General features: G+C 57.6%; 20 protein-coding genes. 4 read left to right on the forward strand and 16 right to left on the reverse strand.

What is annotated here, in order from left to right:
* Positions 1 to 152: 152 nt before the first annotated feature.
* Genes recJ through xerD form a run of 3 tightly spaced genes read right to left on the reverse strand, consistent with a single transcriptional unit; the run spans position 153 to position 3,536 of the window.
* Positions 153 to 1,886, reverse strand: a complete 1,734-nt coding sequence (recJ, locus tag SERS4_RS0120590; protein WP_017893854.1) for a single-stranded-DNA-specific exonuclease RecJ — start codon at positions 1,884 to 1,886, stop codon at positions 153 to 155.
* A gap of 6 nt (positions 1,887 to 1,892) precedes the next feature.
* On the reverse strand, positions 1,893 to 2,609 hold the full coding sequence (dsbC, locus tag SERS4_RS0120595) for a bifunctional protein-disulfide isomerase/oxidoreductase DsbC (RefSeq protein WP_012146593.1): 717 nt from the start codon (positions 2,607 to 2,609) through the stop codon (positions 1,893 to 1,895).
* 27 nt (positions 2,610 to 2,636) lie between these two features.
* Entirely contained in the window at positions 2,637 to 3,536 is a 900-nt protein-coding gene (gene xerD / locus SERS4_RS0120600; RefSeq protein WP_012146594.1) for a site-specific tyrosine recombinase XerD, read from the reverse strand.
* Between the two features lie 107 nt (positions 3,537 to 3,643).
* Here xerD and fldB point away from each other — a divergent pair, with 107 nt between their 5' ends.
* Positions 3,644 to 4,162 carry a flavodoxin FldB gene (fldB, locus tag SERS4_RS0120605; RefSeq protein WP_017893855.1) on the forward strand — a complete coding sequence of 173 codons (519 nt, stop codon included), beginning with the start codon at positions 3,644 to 3,646 and terminating at the stop codon, positions 4,160 to 4,162.
* Positions 4,163 to 4,198: 36 nt separating this feature from the next.
* Here the strand turns inward: fldB and creD are convergent, their stop codons facing one another.
* From creD to sdhE, 5 genes are all read right to left on the reverse strand, one after another.
* A complete protein-coding gene (gene creD / locus SERS4_RS0120610; RefSeq protein WP_017893856.1) occupies positions 4,199 to 5,563 on the reverse strand; it encodes a cell envelope integrity protein CreD in 1,365 nt (454 codons plus the stop codon).
* 82 nt (positions 5,564 to 5,645) lie between these two features.
* Positions 5,646 to 7,064: a two-component system sensor histidine kinase CreC gene (creC, locus tag SERS4_RS0120615; RefSeq protein WP_017893857.1), complete on the reverse strand. Its 1,419-nt coding sequence runs from the start codon at positions 7,062 to 7,064 to the stop codon at positions 5,646 to 5,648.
* Complete coding sequence (gene creB / locus SERS4_RS0120620; protein ID WP_012146598.1) at positions 7,061 to 7,756, reverse strand: two-component system response regulator CreB; 696 nt, start codon at positions 7,754 to 7,756, stop codon at positions 7,061 to 7,063. Before creB ends, creC begins: the two co-directional genes overlap by 4 nt.
* On the reverse strand, positions 7,756 to 8,178 hold the full coding sequence (locus SERS4_RS0120625) for a protein YgfX (protein WP_012146599.1): 423 nt from the start codon (positions 8,176 to 8,178) through the stop codon (positions 7,756 to 7,758). Before SERS4_RS0120625 ends, creB begins: the two co-directional genes overlap by 1 nt.
* Positions 8,159 to 8,425: an FAD assembly factor SdhE gene (gene sdhE / locus SERS4_RS0120630; RefSeq protein WP_012146600.1), complete on the reverse strand. Its 267-nt coding sequence runs from the start codon at positions 8,423 to 8,425 to the stop codon at positions 8,159 to 8,161. Before sdhE ends, SERS4_RS0120625 begins: the two co-directional genes overlap by 20 nt.
* A gap of 323 nt (positions 8,426 to 8,748) precedes the next feature.
* On the opposite strand from sdhE, the gene ygfZ reads away from it, so the two are divergent.
* A complete protein-coding gene (gene ygfZ / locus SERS4_RS0120635) occupies positions 8,749 to 9,741 on the forward strand; it encodes a tRNA-modifying protein YgfZ (protein ID WP_017893858.1) in 993 nt (330 codons plus the stop codon).
* 90 nt (positions 9,742 to 9,831) lie between these two features.
* On the opposite strand, the gene SERS4_RS0120640 is transcribed toward ygfZ, so the two are convergent.
* Positions 9,832 to 10,506, reverse strand: coding sequence for a hemolysin III family protein (locus tag SERS4_RS0120640; protein ID WP_017893859.1), 675 nt, complete (start codon positions 10,504 to 10,506; stop codon positions 9,832 to 9,834).
* Positions 10,507 to 10,689: 183 nt separating this feature from the next.
* On the opposite strand from SERS4_RS0120640, the gene SERS4_RS0120645 reads away from it, so the two are divergent.
* Entirely contained in the window at positions 10,690 to 11,298 is a 609-nt protein-coding gene (locus SERS4_RS0120645; RefSeq protein WP_012146603.1) for an HD family hydrolase, read from the forward strand.
* A 50-nt stretch (positions 11,299 to 11,348) separates the two neighbouring features.
* Here the strand turns inward: SERS4_RS0120645 and SERS4_RS0120650 are convergent, their stop codons facing one another.
* From SERS4_RS0120650 to SERS4_RS0120665, 4 genes are read right to left on the reverse strand one after another with little or no spacing between them, the layout of a single operon-like run.
* Entirely contained in the window at positions 11,349 to 12,674 is a 1,326-nt protein-coding gene (locus SERS4_RS0120650; RefSeq protein ID WP_017893860.1) for an MFS transporter, read from the reverse strand.
* Entirely contained in the window at positions 12,671 to 13,324 is a 654-nt protein-coding gene (locus tag SERS4_RS0120655; RefSeq protein WP_017893861.1) for a DUF4286 family protein, read from the reverse strand. The genes SERS4_RS0120650 and SERS4_RS0120655 overlap by 4 nt, the downstream gene beginning before the upstream one ends.
* 51 nt (positions 13,325 to 13,375) lie before the next feature.
* Positions 13,376 to 14,725 carry an amidase gene (locus SERS4_RS0120660; protein WP_017893862.1) on the reverse strand — a complete coding sequence of 450 codons (1,350 nt, stop codon included), beginning with the start codon at positions 14,723 to 14,725 and terminating at the stop codon, positions 13,376 to 13,378.
* Positions 14,725 to 15,438 (reverse strand): DUF2848 domain-containing protein, encoded by a 714-nt coding sequence (locus tag SERS4_RS0120665; RefSeq protein ID WP_012146607.1) that lies wholly within the window; start codon positions 15,436 to 15,438, stop codon positions 14,725 to 14,727. Before SERS4_RS0120665 ends, SERS4_RS0120660 begins: the two co-directional genes overlap by 1 nt.
* A 129-nt stretch (positions 15,439 to 15,567) precedes the next feature.
* Here SERS4_RS0120665 and SERS4_RS0120670 point away from each other — a divergent pair, with 129 nt between their 5' ends.
* Positions 15,568 to 16,245, forward strand: a complete 678-nt coding sequence (locus SERS4_RS0120670; RefSeq protein ID WP_026142516.1) for a GntR family transcriptional regulator — start codon at positions 15,568 to 15,570, stop codon at positions 16,243 to 16,245.
* A 90-nt stretch (positions 16,246 to 16,335) separates the two neighbouring features.
* On the opposite strand, the gene SERS4_RS0120675 is transcribed toward SERS4_RS0120670, so the two are convergent.
* From SERS4_RS0120675 to SERS4_RS0120685, 3 genes are all read right to left on the reverse strand, one after another.
* Positions 16,336 to 16,653, reverse strand: coding sequence for a BrnA antitoxin family protein (locus tag SERS4_RS0120675; RefSeq protein ID WP_017893864.1), 318 nt, complete (start codon positions 16,651 to 16,653; stop codon positions 16,336 to 16,338).
* Positions 16,631 to 16,939: a BrnT family toxin gene (locus tag SERS4_RS0120680; protein WP_017893865.1), complete on the reverse strand. Its 309-nt coding sequence runs from the start codon at positions 16,937 to 16,939 to the stop codon at positions 16,631 to 16,633. The genes SERS4_RS0120675 and SERS4_RS0120680 overlap by 23 nt, the downstream gene beginning before the upstream one ends.
* A gap of 96 nt (positions 16,940 to 17,035) precedes the next feature.
* Positions 17,036 to 17,782, reverse strand: coding sequence for an SDR family oxidoreductase (locus tag SERS4_RS0120685; RefSeq protein ID WP_017893866.1), 747 nt, complete (start codon positions 17,780 to 17,782; stop codon positions 17,036 to 17,038).
* Positions 17,783 to 17,785: the final 3 nt, after the last annotated feature.

A 17,785-nucleotide genomic window follows, 5' to 3' on the forward strand; every position in this document is an offset into this window, starting at 1 on the left:
TTTACGTTGATGTCGTCGATGGCGAAATGCCATTGGAACCGGTAATTCTAGCGGATCCAGACGTCAGTTTATAGCCGGTTGGTTAGTTTTTGTGGGGGAAGAAAACTTGCCGGGATTTGGCAGAGCAAACCCCGGGATAAAGCAACCACAAATCAACGCGGCCAGAGGTGTTGGATCAGTAACTGCACGTTGCGGTTGCCACGGAACTCGTTGACGTCGAGCTTGTAGGCCAGTTCCACTTCGCGCACGCTGCTGTCGGGCCACAGGGTGGTATCGACATTGAACGCGATACCGTCCAGCAGCGGGCCGCCGCCAAGCGGTTCTACCATCAGTTTCAGGTGTTTCTCGCCCACCAGCCGCTGCTGCAGGATGCGGAATGTGCCATCGAAGGTCGGTTCCGGGAACGCCTGGCCCCAGGGGCCGCCCTCGCGCAACAGCTCCGCCGTTTCGAGCGAAAGTTCCTGCATCGCCAGTTCGCCGTCAGACCAAATCACCCCTTCCAGCATCGCCGGATCGAGCCATTCCACCACCAGATCGCCAAAGCGCTGGCGGAACTCGTCGAATTTGCTCTCTTCCAGCGACAGCCCGGCCGCCATGGCATGACCACCGAACTTCATCATCAACCCCGGATTCAGCGTATCCAACCGCTCCAGCGCATCACGCATGTGCAGACCGGCTATCGAACGGCCCGAGCCTTTAAGAATGCCCTCACCGGCCGGTGCAAACGCGATCACCGGGCGATGGAAGCGCTCCTTGATGCGTGAGGCCAGAATCCCCACCACGCCCTGATGCCACTCCGGATGATACATCGCCAGCCCGTATGGCAAGGCGGTGCTGCTGCGCTCGAGTTCGTCGCACAGCTGCAGAGCTTCAACCTGCATGCCCTGTTCAATCTCGCGCCGTGTCAGATTGAGCGCATCAAGATCGTTAGCCAACATACGCGCCTGCGCGATGTCATCACTCAACAACAAGGCCACGCCGATCGACATATCATCCAACCGTCCGGCGGCGTTGAGCCGTGGCCCCAGCGCAAAGCCGAGATCGTTGGCTGCCAGCTGACGTGCATCACGGTTAGCCACTTCCAGCAGCGCCCGGATACCCGGCCGGCATTTACCGGCGCGGATGCGGTTCAGGCCCTGGTACACCAGAATGCGGTTGTTGGCGTCGAGTGGCACCACGTCCGCCACCGTACCGAGCGCGACCAGATCCAGCAGTTCCGCCAGGTTCGGCATCGCCAGCGCACGTTGTTCAAACCAGCCGCTGTCACGCAGCCGGGCACGCAGCGCCAGCATCAGATAGAATGCGACGCCGACGCCGGCCAGGGATTTGGAAGGGAACTCACAGCCGCGCAGGTTCGGGTTGACGATCGCTTCCGCCGCCGGCAGGGTTTCCCCCGGCAGGTGGTGGTCAGTCACCAGCACCTGCATGCCTTTGGCGTGGGCCACGTCCACTCCCGCATGGGAAGAGATGCCGTTATCCACCGTCAGGATCAATTCCGCACCGCGCGTTGCCGCCTGTTCGACCACTTCGGGACTCAGGCCGTAACCGTCCTCAAAACGATTCGGCACCAGATAATCGACCGCACTGCCGCCCATGCTGCGCAGCGCCAGCACCGTCAACGCGGTACTGGTGGCGCCATCGGCGTCGAAGTCCCCCACCACCATGATGCGGCGACTCGCCGCCAGCGCCTGTTGCAAAATGCCAACGGCGGTGTCAATGCCATCCAACTGCTGCCACGGCAGCATGCCTTTGACGCTGCGTTCCAATTCCTGCTCAGCCTGAACGCCACGCAGCGCATATAAACGGCGCAACAGCGGGTGCAGGCTGGCCGGCAAATGGCTGTCGTCCGCCGCCGCACGGCGGCGTAGTTGTGTTTTGATGCTCACCGGCGATTAACCACCGGTTTTGGTTGCGGTCTGATGCGCGTCCAGCATGGCGGCCATCTCTTTTGGCCCCTGATACCCTGGGATCATCATGCCGTTTTCCAGAATGATCGCCGGGGTGCCCTGAATACCGAACTGCACGCCGAGCGCATAGTGTTTGCTGATGTCGGTTTTACAGGTCGCCGGAGAAACCGCGTCGCCTTTCATGGCGGTATCGAAGGCCTTGGCCTTGTCGGCGGTACACCAGATTGACTGCATGTCTTTTTCGGCCTGGGAATTCAGCCCCTGACGCGGGAACGCCAGATAACGGACGGTAATGCCCAGATCGTTATATTCTTTCATCTGCTGGTGCAGCTTGTGGCAATAGCCACAGGTGATGTCGGTGAACACGGTGATCACGTGTTTCTGCTTTGGCGCTTTGTAGACGATCATCTGATCTTTCAGCGCTTCCAGTTTACCGGTCAGCAGTTGGTTGGTGACGTTAACCGGCTCTTTGCCACTCACGTCGTACAGCGGGCCTTGCAGAATGTGTTTGCCGTCTTCGGTCACGTACAGCACGCCGCTATCGGTCAGTACGGTTTTCAGACCGTTCACCGGTGAAGGCTGCACGTCCGCCTGCTGAATGCCCAGGCTGCCAAGTGCTTTTTGAATTGCCGCGTCGTCGGCATGGGCCGCGCCGGTCACTGAAGCCACCAGCATAGAGAGCAGCATTAAACCTTTCTTCATTCTTCCAATCCTTTTGAACCCGGCGTGTCAGGCACGCGGGTGGTGCTGTTGATGTAGCTGTTTAAGTCTTTCGGTCGCTACATGCGTGTAAATTTGTGTGGTCGAGAGGTCGCTATGCCCCAATAACATCTGTACGACACGGAGATCGGCCCCATGGTTCAGCAAATGGGTGGCAAACGCGTGGCGCAACACGTGCGGCGACAGCCTCTCGCTGTCAATACCCGCTAGGATCGCATAGTGTTTGATGCGATGCCAGAATGTCTGTCGGGTCATTTGCTGGCTGCGGTTGCTGGGGAACAAGACGTCCAGCGCCTGGCCGTTGACCATCCACGGGCGGCCGTGCTCCAGATAGTTTTCTATCCAGTACACCGCTTCTTCACCCAGCGGCACCAGTCGTTCCTTGTTGCCTTTACCTATCACCCGTACCACGCCCTGGCGCAGGCTGACATCGCTGATGGTCAGCCCGACCAGTTCGGAAACGCGCAGCCCGGTAGCGTACAGCACTTCCAGCATCGCCTTGTCACGCAGCTCCAGCGGCTGATCGACACAGGGCGCCTTCAGCAGCGCATCGACCTGCGCTTCGCTCAGGTCTTTCGGCAGGCGCTGCGGCAGCTTCGGCGAAGCCAGCAGTGCCGTGGGATCGTCGCTACGCATATTTTCGCGATACAGGTATTGGAACAGACGGCGCATGGCGCTCAGCAAACGGGCGGAGCTGGTCGCTTTATATCCTCCCTCCACTCGATCGGCGAGAAACGCCTGTAAATCCAGCGCCTGTGCCTGTAACAGCGAGGTATTTTGCTGATTCAGCCAGGCACCCAGCGCCTGCAAATCCAATCGGTAAGAGGCCAGCGTATTTTCTGCCAGATTACGTTCGAGCCACAGCGCATCCAGGAATTGCTCAATCAACGCACTCTCTTGCTGTTGCACGCGGTCCTCTCTTTGTTACGTTTATGCCACAGGCATTATGCCTTAAGCCGGGACAAATCGGGTATACTCGCTGCAATTCTACCTACGGCAATATAAACGGTTTACACATGAAGATTGGTCTGTTTTACGGCTCCAGCACCTGCTACACCGAGATGGCGGCAGAAAAAATCCGTGAGATTTTAGGTGAAGACCTGGTCGACCTGCACAACCTGAAAGACGTTTCCCCCAAGCTGATGGAAGAGTACTCCATCCTGATCCTCGGCATGCCAACCTGGGATTTCGGTGAGCTTCAGGAAGACTGGGAAGCGATTTGGCCACAGCTGACCACGCTGGATCTCCAGGGGAAAATTGTCGCCATGTATGGCATGGGCGATCAACTCGGCTACGGCGAATGGTTCCTCGATGCGCTCGGCATGTTGCACGATCACATTGCCCCACTGGGCGTACAGTTTATTGGCTTCTGGCCGATCGACGGCTTCGAATTCACCAGCCCGAAACCGCTAAGCGCCGACGGCAAACACTTTGTTGGCCTGGCGCTCGATGATGTGAACCAATACGACATGAGCGAAGAACGTCTGCAACAGTGGTGCGAACAGATCCTGCTGGAGATGGAACCCCTGCTGTAATGCCCGTGGGCGCGGTAGCCGCGCCCAGTCCGATGCTTATTTCCACAACCGGAAGCGGCTCTCCTCCGCGCCGGTTGGCGTTTCTCCGTTCAAGCGCGCCGGATCGGCCACCTGATACCAGTCCAATTTACGCGTCAGCAGCATAATTCCCGCCAAAATAGCGAACAACAGCCCTGCCCCCAGCACCAACGCGTTATCTTCCGACTGCAGCAACAGATACAGCACTCCATACAACATCAACAGACTGGCGGCGAACAGCGCCCCCCGCAGCCTGCCACGCAGTACCGCACTGAGGTAAAAAGCGATCAACCCACTGCAGGCGATGCTGGCCAGCAGATAAGCGATGGCGAAGCCAAAATGCTCGGAGAATGCCAGCAGGATCAGGTAGAACAGCACCAGTGCCGTGCCGACCAGCAGGTACTGAATCGGGTGTACCCGCAGGCCGGTCAGGGTTTCGAACAGGAAGAACGCCATAAATGTCAGGCCGATAAACAGCACCGCATACTTCACCGCGCGTTCGGTCAGTTGATAGTGATCGACCGGTTCAATCAGGCTGGTGCTGAAGGTTGGCAACTTGTCTTCGCCAAGAATTTCGTCGTCGTAATGGAAAGCGCTGTTGATGTTGTTGGCAAACCAGGTGCTGCGCCAGCGGGCACTGAAGCCTTTTTCCGTCACCTTGCGTTCGTCCGGCAAGAAGTTACCGAGGAAATTCGGGTGTGGCCAATTACTCTGCAACGTCAATTCGCTGCTACGCCCGAGCGGTACCAGTGACAGGCTGCTGGTGCCGGCCAGCGTCAGGGTGAACTCGGCATCCAGCCCCGCTTTTTGCAATGCGGGCAGCGTCAGCGGTGCATGAATACCCTGAGGTAACACGTTTACCTGGGTACCTGGTTCAAACACCGTTTGAGACTCTGCGCTGCTAAGCGGCGAGATGCTCTTGATGCCGCGTGAATCGCTCAGCGAAACCAGCAGGAACGGCTGGCCTATCACGACATTGCTGCGCTGCAGGTCTGTCACATCCGGCTGGCCAAACTTCACCTTAAACTGCAACGGTCCCTGATAGACCTGAGTCTGGTAAATGCCCAGCTTGCGCACCTCCACGTTCGGCTTGCCGCTGACCTGCAACGTCTCGGGCAGCAGATAGCGATGATGCCGAACTATCTGCACCACCTTCTGCCCCTTGTCATCCGTCTTCTCTTCCCGCTCGCTGTAAGGGATGACGATCAGCGGCCCCAAAATGCGCTGCGCCCGGCTGGTGCTTTCACTGACCTGCCCAACCACGCTCTGGCGGTAGCCGCTGCGCTCATCAATCACATTCATTAACATCGTTACCGGGATAATCATTAAAATCATTAGTCCCAGCAGAGTGGTTATTTTCCAAAACAGTATCGATTTCATCATCGCCGCGCTCCATGTAGGTAATGGAGTCACGATAATGCCCTCGGGTGAAAGCAGAATGTGGTTATGTGAAGGGACGGTGAAGTCAGAGCGATAAGGTGAAAATAGCGGTCACGCCGTGCGGCTGGTGGTTGCTCAACTGGATACTGCCACGGTGCAAGCGCGCCACTTCCTGCACAAAATTCAGCCCCAGACCGCTGCTTTTCGGCTTATCCGAGCGGGCCAGAGAATAAAAACGCTCGAACACTTTATCCAGTGCATAATCCGGAATGCCGCTGCCGTCGTCACTAACGGTGACCTGGTAGTGGCCCTCATGGCGCTCGCCGCGCACCTTGATGGTGCCGCCAACCGGGGTGAAGTCCAGTGCGTTGTCCAGCAGGTTGGTCAGCGCCTGGCTAATCAGCAGTCCATCGCCGCTCAGGGTAATATCTTCCACCCCTTCAACCTGTAGCAAAACGCTACGCCGCGCTGCCTGCGCCTCTTTGCCTGCCACAGCCTGACGCACCAGCGTCGCCATGGCCAGTGGCACAAGATCCAGGACCGGCCGGCTCTCCAGCCGCGCCTGCACCAGCAATTTATCCACCAGTTGCTGAATGCGCGCACTCTGCTGTTCGATATTGGTCAGAAAACGCTGGGCGGTGGCTGCCGGCGGTTGTTCCTGCAACAGCTCTGCTGCGCCACGGATCGCCGCCAGCGGGCTTTTCAGTTCGTGGGTCAAGGTATGTACATACTGTTCGATGTAGGCCTTGCCCTCCAGCTTCACCCGCATGCTGTCCAGCGCCTGCGCCAACTGGGTCAATTCATGGCCGCCCATCTTCGGCAACGGCACACTTTTTCCCTGCGCCACGCCGTCGGCGTAGTACACCAGCCGCCCAATCGAGCGGTTGATCCACCAGACAAAGCCCAGGCCAATCAGCAAGGCAATGCCCAACAGCAGCGCACCGGCCCACAGAATACGGCGTTCGCTGCGCTTGATCACCGGTACCATGGTGCTGTTCGGTTTACCGACGCTAAGCACACCGATAATTTTCCCCTGCTCCATGACCGGCGCGGCAACATACATCACCGAGCTGTTTTCATCCTGCGGATCGCTGCGCGTGCTGCGTGCGCCGTACTGGCCAAGCAGCGTCAGATAAACGTCATTCCAGCGTGAGTAGTCCTGGCCGAGCGCCTTGCCGCTGGAATCAAAAATGACCTTGCCGTTTTGATCGGTAAGATAAACGTGATATTCGCTGCGATCCTTGCGGATGCCGGCAATATTGGCGCCAATGGGGCGTTGATTGAGTTGAGAGAACGCCTGTGCCAGTTGCCCGTGCGCTACGTCGGCGCGCTGCATGTCCAGACGTGCAATCTGCGCCAGCAGGTTGGCAGTGTCCACCAGTGTGCCTTCGGTAGCGCGCCGCACGCCGGGTTTCACTTCCTGCACGAAAATGCTCAGTACGAAATAGCCCGCCACCGCCACAATCAGGAAGTACCCCAACAGCAGGCGCAGGCCTATTCTCATGGCTGGCGGCTCACGCTGTAGCCGAGGCCGCGATGGGTGTGGATCGGCGGTTCAGCGGGATCGATGGCGCGCAGCTTGGCACGCAGCGTTTTGATATGGGTGTCGACGGTGCGATCCAGGCTTTCTTCGGCCAGCGCCCAGACGCTTTCCATCAGTTGCTGGCGTGAAAATACCCGGCCGGGCGCCAGCAACAGCGTTTTCAACAGCAAAAATTCGTAACGGGTCAGCAGCAGCGGCTGCTGATGGTAATGGATGGCCGCGGCCTGTTCATCCAGGCTGAAAGGACCGAATTGATACAGAGCCGGCTGCTGCAGACGCTGCTGTTTTTGCAAACGGCGCAGAATAGTGCGCACCCGGGCGCTGACTTCTCGCGGGGAAAAGGGTTTGGCGACGTAATCATCGGCACCGATTTCCAACCCTATCAGGCGATCAAGCTCATCGCTGCGGGCGGTGAGAAATAAAATAGGCAAATCCGCCGACTGCGATAACAACCGGCGGCAGAGTTCAAAACCATTGATGTCCGGCAGACCAACATCGAGGATCGCCAGCGCAGGTGCCCCTTGCGCCAACGCCTGTAATGCCGGTTCACCGCGTTCGAACCAGCGCACCTGAAAGCCTTCGCTCTCCAGGGTATAAATCAGCGTATCGGCAATGCTGGGTTCATCTTCCACCAGCCAGAGCGTCGGCTTCATCAGGGCTCCTCGTCATCACTGGCGGGCGGATACAGCAACCGTTGGCGCAACTGCCGCCAGTCGGCTTTAGCCATGGAGTCGGAAGCCAGCCACAGCCGACGGCGCTTTTTGCCTCCCACCGGCTGTAAGGTCAACAGAATGCCGTAACGTGGCATCCAGGGCTGCTTTAGCAGTTGCCACTCCTGCCCATGCCAACCCAGGCGTTGGTTCTCCAGCAGGCGCAGCTCACCCTGCCGCGACGCAATACGCTTTTGGCTGCGAATGCACTCAAACACCACCAGCGTCAGTAGCACCAGCCAGATCGGGCCATAGCCTTCCGGCCAGGGCGAAATCAGGATCAGCAGGATCAGTACGCCATGTGTCAGGAGCGAAAATAACTGGGTGCGCCAGGAAATACGGACGTCACATCGCCACTGGGCCACGGTCTTTATTTCGCGTCTGGATCAGTGTCACCATTCTCTGCAGTTCACTGTCCTGCGGAGCGCCATGATTCATCAGCCAATTGAAGAGATCGGGATCGTCAGACTCCAGCAGACGGATAAACAGCGCTTTGTCTGTATCGTTCAACAGGTCATATTCATACTCGAAGAAGGGCATGATGGAGATGTCCAGCTCACGCATACCGCGGCGACAAGCCCAGTGGATACGTGCTTTGTTATTAATATCCATGTTGTTATGACTAACCTCTTTTCAGCGTGGCAACACCATCGCAGGGTTCAACTGACACACTGTATGGCAACACCGGCGCGATATAATTCCATCAGCCAAAGATCTGTCTGCAAGGGTTACCCTTGGCCGCAAGCCTATAGAGTAACAATTTGACATACTCGCCGGGAAGGACGTTCTCGGTGTAAAGCGTAATAAAGCGCTAAATGTCAAAAAAAGCGCTGTCTGCGAGGCAAGCGTGAATAACAGTTTGCAAAGGCCGCCACCTCTTTTACCATGGGGCCAACACACCTTCAGGTAAGCTAAACGTTAAGCAGGATCTTACTATGGCGTATAAAATTCCATTTCCACCCCGTCAGCCTTCCGCTTCCTCCCATCTGCCCCTGACCCTGATCTCACTGGAAGATTGGGCGCTGGTGACATTGAACGGGCCGGACCGGGTGAAATACCTTCAGGGCCAGGTAACCGCCGATATCGAAGCGCTGCCGGCCGATAGCCACGTGTTGTGCGGCCACTGTGATGCCAAAGGCAAAATGTGGAGCAACCTGCGTTTATTCCATCGCGGTGAAGGCTTTGCCTATCTGGAACGCCGCAGCGTGCTGGACAGCCAACTGGCTGAAATCAAAAAGTACGCGGTATTTTCCAAACTCACCATTGCCGCCGACAACGAAGCGGTGTTACTGGGCGTAGCCGGTTTTCAGGCACGCGCGGCGCTGGCGGGCGTTTTCAACAGCCTGCCGGATGCCGAACATCAGGTCGTGCAGGACGGTGAAACTACCCTGTTGCACTTCTCACTCCCGGCAGAACGTTTTCTGTTGGTCACCACCGCCGCCGTTGCCGAACAGTTGGTCGACAAACTGCACGAGCAGGCCGAATTGAACGACAGTCAGCAGTGGCTGACGCTGGATATCGAAGCCGGCTACCCGGTGATTGACGCCGCCAACAGCGGGCAGTTGATCCCACAGGCCACCAACCTGCAGGCGCTGGATGGCATCAGCTTCAGCAAGGGCTGCTACACCGGTCAGGAAATGGTGGCGCGCGCCAAGTTCCGCGGGGCCAACAAACGGGCATTGTACTGGCTGGAAGGCAAGGCTGGGCGAGTGCCGCAGGCCGCTGAAGACGTGGAATTGCAGTTGGGTGAAAACTGGCGCCGTACCGGTACGGTGCTGAGCGCCGCCAGGTTGGCCGACGGCACGCTGTGGGTACAAGTGGTGCTGAATAACGATCTGGACGCCGACAGCAAGCTGCGGGTTCGCGACGATGCCACCAGTCAACTGGCCATCAAGCCACTGCCATACTCACTGGCGGAAGAGAAATAAAGAAGGGAGCAGTCAGAGCTTCCTGGTCTGTCTGCAATAGATTTCGCACTGCAGCCAACAACGCTGCAGTGCGAAAGATATCAGCGGGTATCAGACGTACAGATAAATCGCCATAAAGTGGCACAGGCTGCCACCGAGCACGAAACCATGCCAAATGGCGTGGCCGAAGCGGAAACGCTTCGATGCATAGAAGATCACGCCCAGGGTATAAACCACGCCACCGACCGCCAGCAGCGTCACACCGCCCAGCGCCAAACGAGTTGCCAACTGATAAATCACGATCAGCGACAGCCAACCCATGGTCAGATAGGTCACCAGCGAGAGCGCTTCAAACCGGTGTGCGAACGCCAGTTTGAACAACACGCCCAGCAGCGCCAAACCCCAAATTACCGCCATCAACCCCTTGGCGAGCGGTGAATCCAGCCCCACCAACAGAAACGGCGTGTAGGTACCGGCAATCAAAAGATAAATGGCGCAGTGGTCAAATTTTTTCAGCCAGTGCTTGGCTTTCTGGTGGGGAATGGCATGGTACAGCGTGGAGGCCAGGAACAGCAGGATCATGCTGCCGCCATAAAGACTGTAGCTGGCGATGGCCGTCACGTCAGCGCCGGTGTCTACCGCCTGAACCAACAACAGTACCAGGCCGACAATACCAAAAACCAACCCTATACCGTGACTGATGCTGTTAGCGATTTCTTCCGCCCACGGATAGGCCGTGGCGGCCATTTTTTCAGTACCGGCTTTCACTACGCCCGTTTTTCCCATTGCACACAACCCCTCAAAACAGCCAACATTGTTCGAAATTACCGCAAGGCAGCTTAACTGAGAATAATTTCAGTGTACACGTGTACGCTAAAATAAAACTGTGTGCGCGTGTAACCATCGAAATCCCTCGCCCGCTGGTCTACAATCGTTCGGCTTCAACCCATCTACCATGAGGTTTACACCATGTCATCCGCTGTACCCGCGTTAGATTTCGGCTCCATGACCCAGGTCATCCAGTTCCTGATGGAAATCGACAAGTTGAAAAGCGTGCAACGCCGCACCAAAGTGCTGGGCACCCAACGCCAGGAAAACTCCGCCGAACATAGCTGGCACTTTGCTATTGCTGCCATGAGCCTGGCCCCTTACGCCAGTGAAGGCGTAGATATCCAACGCGTGATCCAGATGGCGCTGCTGCATGACATCGTTGAGATCGATGCCGGTGACGTGCTGGTCTACGATCTGGCGGCCCGCGCAGCGATCCATGATGTGGAAGTGGCGGCGGCACGCCGGTTGTTCGGTATGCTGCCGGACACTCAGCGCGAGTATTTCACCGCTTTATGGCAGGAATATGAAGATGGCGAGAGCGCCGACGCGCGCTTTGCGCTGGTGCTGGATCGCACCATGCCGATGCTGATGAACCTGCACAACCAGGGCCAAAGCTGGGTAGAGAACGGTATCAGCCTGGAGCAGGTATTGGCGCGTAACACTACCATCGCCGATGTTCACCCGGAGTTGTGGAAGTACCTGCTGCAACACCTGCAGGACGCACAACGCAAAGGCTGGCTGAAGTAACAGCGTTGCTATTGTGACAGGCCGGGTGATCCCTTCACCCGGCACGCCTTTCATAACGGCTTGTGTGCCGTTTCCTTCGCGGCAATCACTGCCCACAGTGTGATTAGCAGTGCCAGCACCACATAGGCCGAAATAGCCAGCGTGCTGTCGTAAGACTTGAACAATGAGGCGATGATCAGCGGCGCAAAGCCACCGCCAATAATACCTGCCAACGTATAAGCCAACGACGACCCCGCATAACGCACCCGGGTTGGGAATTGCTCGGTGATAAAGGCCGCCTGCGGGCCATACATTGCCGCATGGATCAACAGACCGACCACCACCGCCAGGCAGATCAGCACCGGCTGGCTGCTGTCGAGTAGCATAAAGAACACAAATGCCCAAACCATCGCCGCCAAAGCCCCACCGATATACACCGGCCGACGGCCAAAACGATCGGACAGTGCGCCGAACATCGGCACGGTAATCGCGTTACCGATCGCCCCCAACATGGTGGCAGCCAACGCCACCGGGCGCGGCAGGTTCAGTACCGTAGTGACGTAGGTCAGGGTAAAAACCACCACCAGCGCATACAGCACGTCGGAACCAATACGCGAACCCCCGGCGATCAACAGCGGACGCCGATGCTGGGTGAAAACTTCGCGGATTGGTGAATGGGTAACGTCCTTCGATGCCTCCAGTTTCAGAAACGCAGGCGTTTCCCCCACGCCACGGCGTAGCCACAGGCCAAACACCACCAGTACCAGGCTAAGCAGGAAGGGAATACGCCAGCCCCACTGCTGGAAATCCTCCGCCGTCATCGCCACCGTCACCAGCGTGATAAGCCCGGTGCCGATCAGCGTTCCGCAGGAAGGGCCAACCTGAGCAAAGGAGGCGTTGCGTCCTCGCTGATGAGGCTTGCCGTGCTCCATCGACAGCAATACCGCCCCCGCCCATTCGCCCCCCAGCGCAATTCCCTGAATAAAGCGCAGCGTCACCAACAGCAGCGGGCTCCAAATTCCCCAACTGGCATAACCGGGTAGCAACCCCATCAGCGCGGTTGTCACACCCATGATCACCAGCGTGGTCACCAATACAAAACGCCGTCCCAGCACGTCACCCAGATGACCAAAGACGATACCGCCAATCGGCCGCGAAACATAACCCACCGCGTAAGTGGAAAACGCCAAAATGGTGCCCACCAGCGGATCGAAAGAGGGGAAAAATACGTGGTTGAAAATCAGCGCCGCCATGATGTTGTAGACGGTGAAGTCATACCATTCCAGCGCGGTGCCAATCGAACTGGCCGCCGCCAGCTTGCCGGTGTTTGGCGGATGGGCGGTAGCCTCGGCAGTGGACGCTTCCGCGATTGACGGCTGTGTGGTTGAAGTGCTCATGATGAAAGCTCCTGTGTGGTCAGTTGCCAGCCAAGGGCATAATGCATGGCATCGGCGGCGGGGATTTTCAGTTGGCTACAGGCCAACTCACTCAGCCGCTGTCCGGCTTCGGCGCTGCTGCTTTCGATCAGCATCATCGGCAGTAACTGGCGGTTCTCCCGCGACTCTTTCGGCAACGGGGAACTTAGTTCAGCGTCCGGCGACAGCAGGCTACTGCGCACAAAACCGGGCAGTTCGGCCAGGAGGCTCCCCAAATGCTTGATGCAGGCCTTCAGCACTTGCGGCCGCGCCGGTTCGAGGGGAAGGATAACCAGATGGCTGCCGCAACCCTGCCCGGTCACCGCCTCCACCGCGCAGACACGACGCATCGGATCGCGCATTTTATCGAGACTGGCGACCGACCAGGGGGTCTGCTCGGTAAACGCGGCGCGGTAGGCCGCAGAGGTAAAGCTGGCCAGAGTTTCGGTTTTATACAGTCCGAGGTATTTGCGCCCGCCCTGTAGTGCCTGATAGCGCGTACCCGACAAGAAACCGGGCACCCGCACTCGCTCTTCCACGTGCTCGCGGTCGTACCACTTATTGAAATCCGCCTCGTCCTGCGCGGCGACATCTGTTGCGACAAACAGCATTCCGTTTGGGGAACCGGTCATGGGTACTCTCCTGTTAGTTCAAAGTAAGGCGGGGTCGTCCCCACCGGAAAATCACGCCTCGGCGAGGCAGCGTTCGATCGCCAGCGCCCAGCCCAGCAGCGCCTCGTCATGCAGCGGTAGCCCAGCCACCATCAGGCCAACCGGCGCTGCATCACCTCGTTGACAGGGCAGTGACAACGCGCAACCATCGAGGAAGTTGATCACCGAAGGGTTACGCAACGCGGCACCGTTGATACGGAAATAGGCGTCTTCATCCTCCTGCAGTTCGGCAATGGTCGGCGCAATAAAGGGCAGGGTTGGCATCAACAACGCGTCAAATTTTTCCACTTCCGCGGTCACTCGCCGTTGCCAATCGGCACGCTGCATCCGCAATTGCTGCAGATCCTGCTCATCGAGCAACCGGCCGCGACGAATACGTGACAGCACCCGTGGGTCATAGTCTTCGGCATGTTCGGCAATCAGCGGCTGGTGCCAGCGCCAGGACTCCAGCGCGGTGAAACCGCCGGCGGCGTTGATCGCTGCCAGCTCGGCGAACTCATGACAGGGAATAAATTCAATCTGCGCCCCCGCCTGCACCAACCGCTCTACGCTGAGATGAAAGGCGGCGGTGACTTCCTCATCCAGGCCATCCAGCACCAACGTTTGTGGCACGGCAAAGCGCGCCTGACTCAGCGTTTTCTGCTGCGGGTGCAGCGGCTGCTGGGTAATCACCGTATCCAGCGCGATGCAACCGACAACGTCATGGGCAATCACGCCAATTGAATCCAGTGAGGGTGACAAGGGCAGCAGACCACGACTGCTGATGCGCCGGGCGGTAGGTTTATAACCGGTCAGGCCGCAGAAGGCCGCCGGAATACGTACCGAACCGCCGGTATCGCTGCCTATCGCGCCAAAGCACATGCCGTCAGCCACCGCAACCGCCGCACCGGAAGACGAACCACCGGGAATACGGCCAGCAGGGCGATCCCAGGGATTGGCGGGCGTGCCGTAGTGGGGATTAATGCCAAGCCCCGAATAGGCAAACTCGGTCATGTTGGTTTTGCCGATCACTACCGCGCCAGCCTGCAACAACTGCGCCACCACTGCAGCGTGGTTGTTGGCTACCGGCGCATCGGCCAACACCCGCGAACCGGCAGCGGTGGTCTCCCCGGCGACATCAAACAGGTCTTTGACCGATACCGGCACACCGTCCAACGCCGACAGGGGCTTACCCGCCGCACGCCGTCGATCGGCAGCCAATGCCTGCTGCTGTGCCCAGTCGCTATAAACATGAGTAAAAGTGCGCCCACCCTCCCCCTGCGGGTCGGCGATTTGCGCCAGAGCGGTGGCGGTCAGTTGCACAGCAGTGAATTCGCCACTGGCCAATCCGGCGGCGGCCTGCGCTAAAGTCAGTTTTTTCATCACGCCACCACCGGCAGTTCTATGCTGCGATAACCGTGGCTGATGGTGCGTCCCAGCACTTCGTCCACCAGTTCCATACGAAACTCGACCGCCGGACGGATACCGCCAATCGCCGCGACCGTGCCACAGGCCATCGCCAGGCCATCTCGCGGCTGCGGGACCGTCAGCCCGCCCTCCGGCACCTGCTGACCACTCAAATAGCGATCCAGCAGATCGCCGGGAGTACGCAGACTGGCAAGGTAACCCTGCTGATAAAGCCGGAACTCACCGTTTTCTTTGATCCAGGATCGCAGGATCAATGAATCCCAGTGAGCAATCACTTCCCGTAGTGGCCAGGCGGCGCGGGCTACCGGTTTGACGCAGATTTGTTTGGACAGCGCGACGCTGTGCGCCTCCAGTTGGCGATCGGTATGATCTGAGGCCAGCGAAACAAACAGTTCACCCTGATGAGTGAAGATCAAAGGCTCCGCTTCGCCGGAGCTGGCATTGCCGATCACTTCAATGCAATCGCTCTGACTGAGCTGATTAGCCGCCACCCGATAAAATAGCGGGACTGCACTGGGTTGGGGCACGCCCAGTTCGGCCAACTCCCTAATATGGTGCAGAATGGCCTCGCGATCGCGGCCGGTCCAGCCGGCGATCACCAGATGATCAATCTCAACATCCAGCACCCCGGCCCCGCTGGATTCAGGTAAAGTGAAGGTCAGTCTCATGGCGTTTGTGTCCCTTTAGTTAAAATACTGTGAAATTTTACTATATCTTTAGCTACCAAATAAGCGATTTCCATGCCATGTTTTTGTGTACTATGTCTAAAAACTTTCTTCTTGCAGGAGCAGAACGTGATGAGCCTTGACGCAGAGAGCCAGGAACTCCCGACGGCAGAGGAAGCCGGAATGTCACTGAATGAACTGGCCTATCGGCGCTTTAAGCAGGCATTGGTGACGTTGAGTTATAAGCCTGGTGAATATCTCAATACCGCGCAGGTAATGAGTGAGCTGGATATGGGCAGAACGCCAATCAATCAGGCGATCCACCGGCTGGCCAATGAAGGGTTGCTACAGGTGATCCCGCGTAAAGGAGTGATGGTTTCGCCGCTGTCGATGGATGACGCACTGGAACTGATTGAAGTCCGACTGGCTAATGAAATGCTGTGTATGCGGCTGGCAAGCAAGCGAATTACCGAACCACAAGTCGCCGCACTGACGGCCCTCAATCAACAAATTGAAGCCGCCAGCCAGCGCCGTGACCGGGTGCAGATGATGACACTGGACCACCAGTTCCACCAGCAGCTGGCGCAGATCGCCGGGAATAACATGCTGGCGGACATCCTGAGCGTGCTGCATGCCAGGGCGCAACGCTTTTGGGCCAGTACGCTGTCACGCGAAGGTCATATGCGAGAGGTGATCGAAGAACATCGAGCCATTATCGCTGCACTGGCCGCACAGGATGACGACGCAGCCGCCAATGCAGCAGAGGCGCACATTCTGTCTTTCCGCAGCGCGCTGCTGCATGAGGGCTGATTGGGTAGAGATAACGCCAAAGCAAAAACCCGGTGAGTCTAAAGCTACCGGGCTTTAAACGGCAGGATAAACACCAGCAGGTGAATAATTTTACTTTTCTAGCTCTTGGCCTTTCAGCATGGCGGCACGCAAGACCGCGTTCAAACGTTTCTGGTAACCTTTACCCGGCCTCTGAAGCCACTCCAGAATATCAGCATCGATCCTGACGGTTTTTGATACCTTCATCGGTTTGTAGAACCTTCCTTGTAACGCAGTCCCCCACTTCTCATCGCTAAGTGTGGGCGCATCACTGTAGTCAATGTCGACGTCTGGCATAGCACTCAATGAAGCTATTTGCGCTTTTTGCACCTCCGTCAGGGGAGGAAGCACGCTATGTGGCACATTCCTAACCAAATTTTTTCGCTTCATATTTTCCCCTTTCTTTAACATCCGCTTTGCGGGCTGAAATGATACGGATAATCTCTATACTGTCACCGTCCACATCAACCTCTCGCGTGGTATGCGCCACCAGCAATATCAGGCAACCACCGACCATGCCAATGGTTTGCCAGCGCTCTTCGCCACCATCAATGCGCTCAATCACGGCTAGCTGGTTTGGGTCCGAAAAAACATGCTGCGCCAGCTCAAAGCTTATGTGATGTTTCGCCAGATTACTTTGGCTTTTTCTTTGATTCCATTCAAAAGAAACATACATTTTTGTAACTACAAATTGGTTGTTATTTGAACAAAAATTACACCCAATAATACCTGAAGTCAAAAGGATACTCGCGGAACTGTGGCTAATGAGCCATCAGCGGCCGCCGGCGGCCTCGATAAAGCTGCCGGTGACGTAAGAAGCGGCATCGGACAGCAGCCAGGCGATGATTTCTGCCACCTCTTCCGGGGTACCGCCGCGTTGCATCGGCAGGCTGCTTTTTACCCGATCAACGCGCCCAGGCTCGCCGCCGCTGGCATGCATTTCGGTATAAATAAGCCCCGGCCGCACCGCGTTGACGCGAATACCCTGCGCCGCCACCTCCAACGCCAGTCCGGTAGTTAGCGTGTCCACCGCCCCTTTAGAGGCGGCATAGTCGATGTATTCGCCCGGTGCGCCTAAGCGTGCTGCAGCGGAAGAGACATTGACGATCGCCCCGCCCTGGCCGCCATGACGATGCGCCATGCGCTTCACCGTCTCGCGGCAACAGAGAAAATAACCGGTGACGTTAGTGCTCAGCACCTTGTTGATGCGCTCGGCGGTCAGTTGCTCAATGCTCGACTGCTGAAACAGAATACCGGCATTGTTGACCAGTGCCTCAATAGGCCCGAGGGTGGCATCCAGTTGGCTAAACATCGCCACTACCTGGCTTTCATCGCCAATATCGGCCCGCAGCGCCAGCGCCCGGCCGCCCAGTGATTCTATCTCCGCGACCACCTGTTGCGCTGCAGCTTCATTCTGCAGATAGTTAACGCCTACCGCGTAACCCTGACGTGCCAGCAGTAGCGCCGTAGCGCGGCCAATACCCCGACTGGCGCCGGTGACCAGTGCAACTTTAGTCATGTT

It is taken from the genome of Serratia sp. S4 (genome assembly GCF_000347995.1).
In the GTDB taxonomy this organism is placed as follows: domain Bacteria; phylum Pseudomonadota; class Gammaproteobacteria; order Enterobacterales; family Enterobacteriaceae; genus Serratia; species Serratia quinivorans.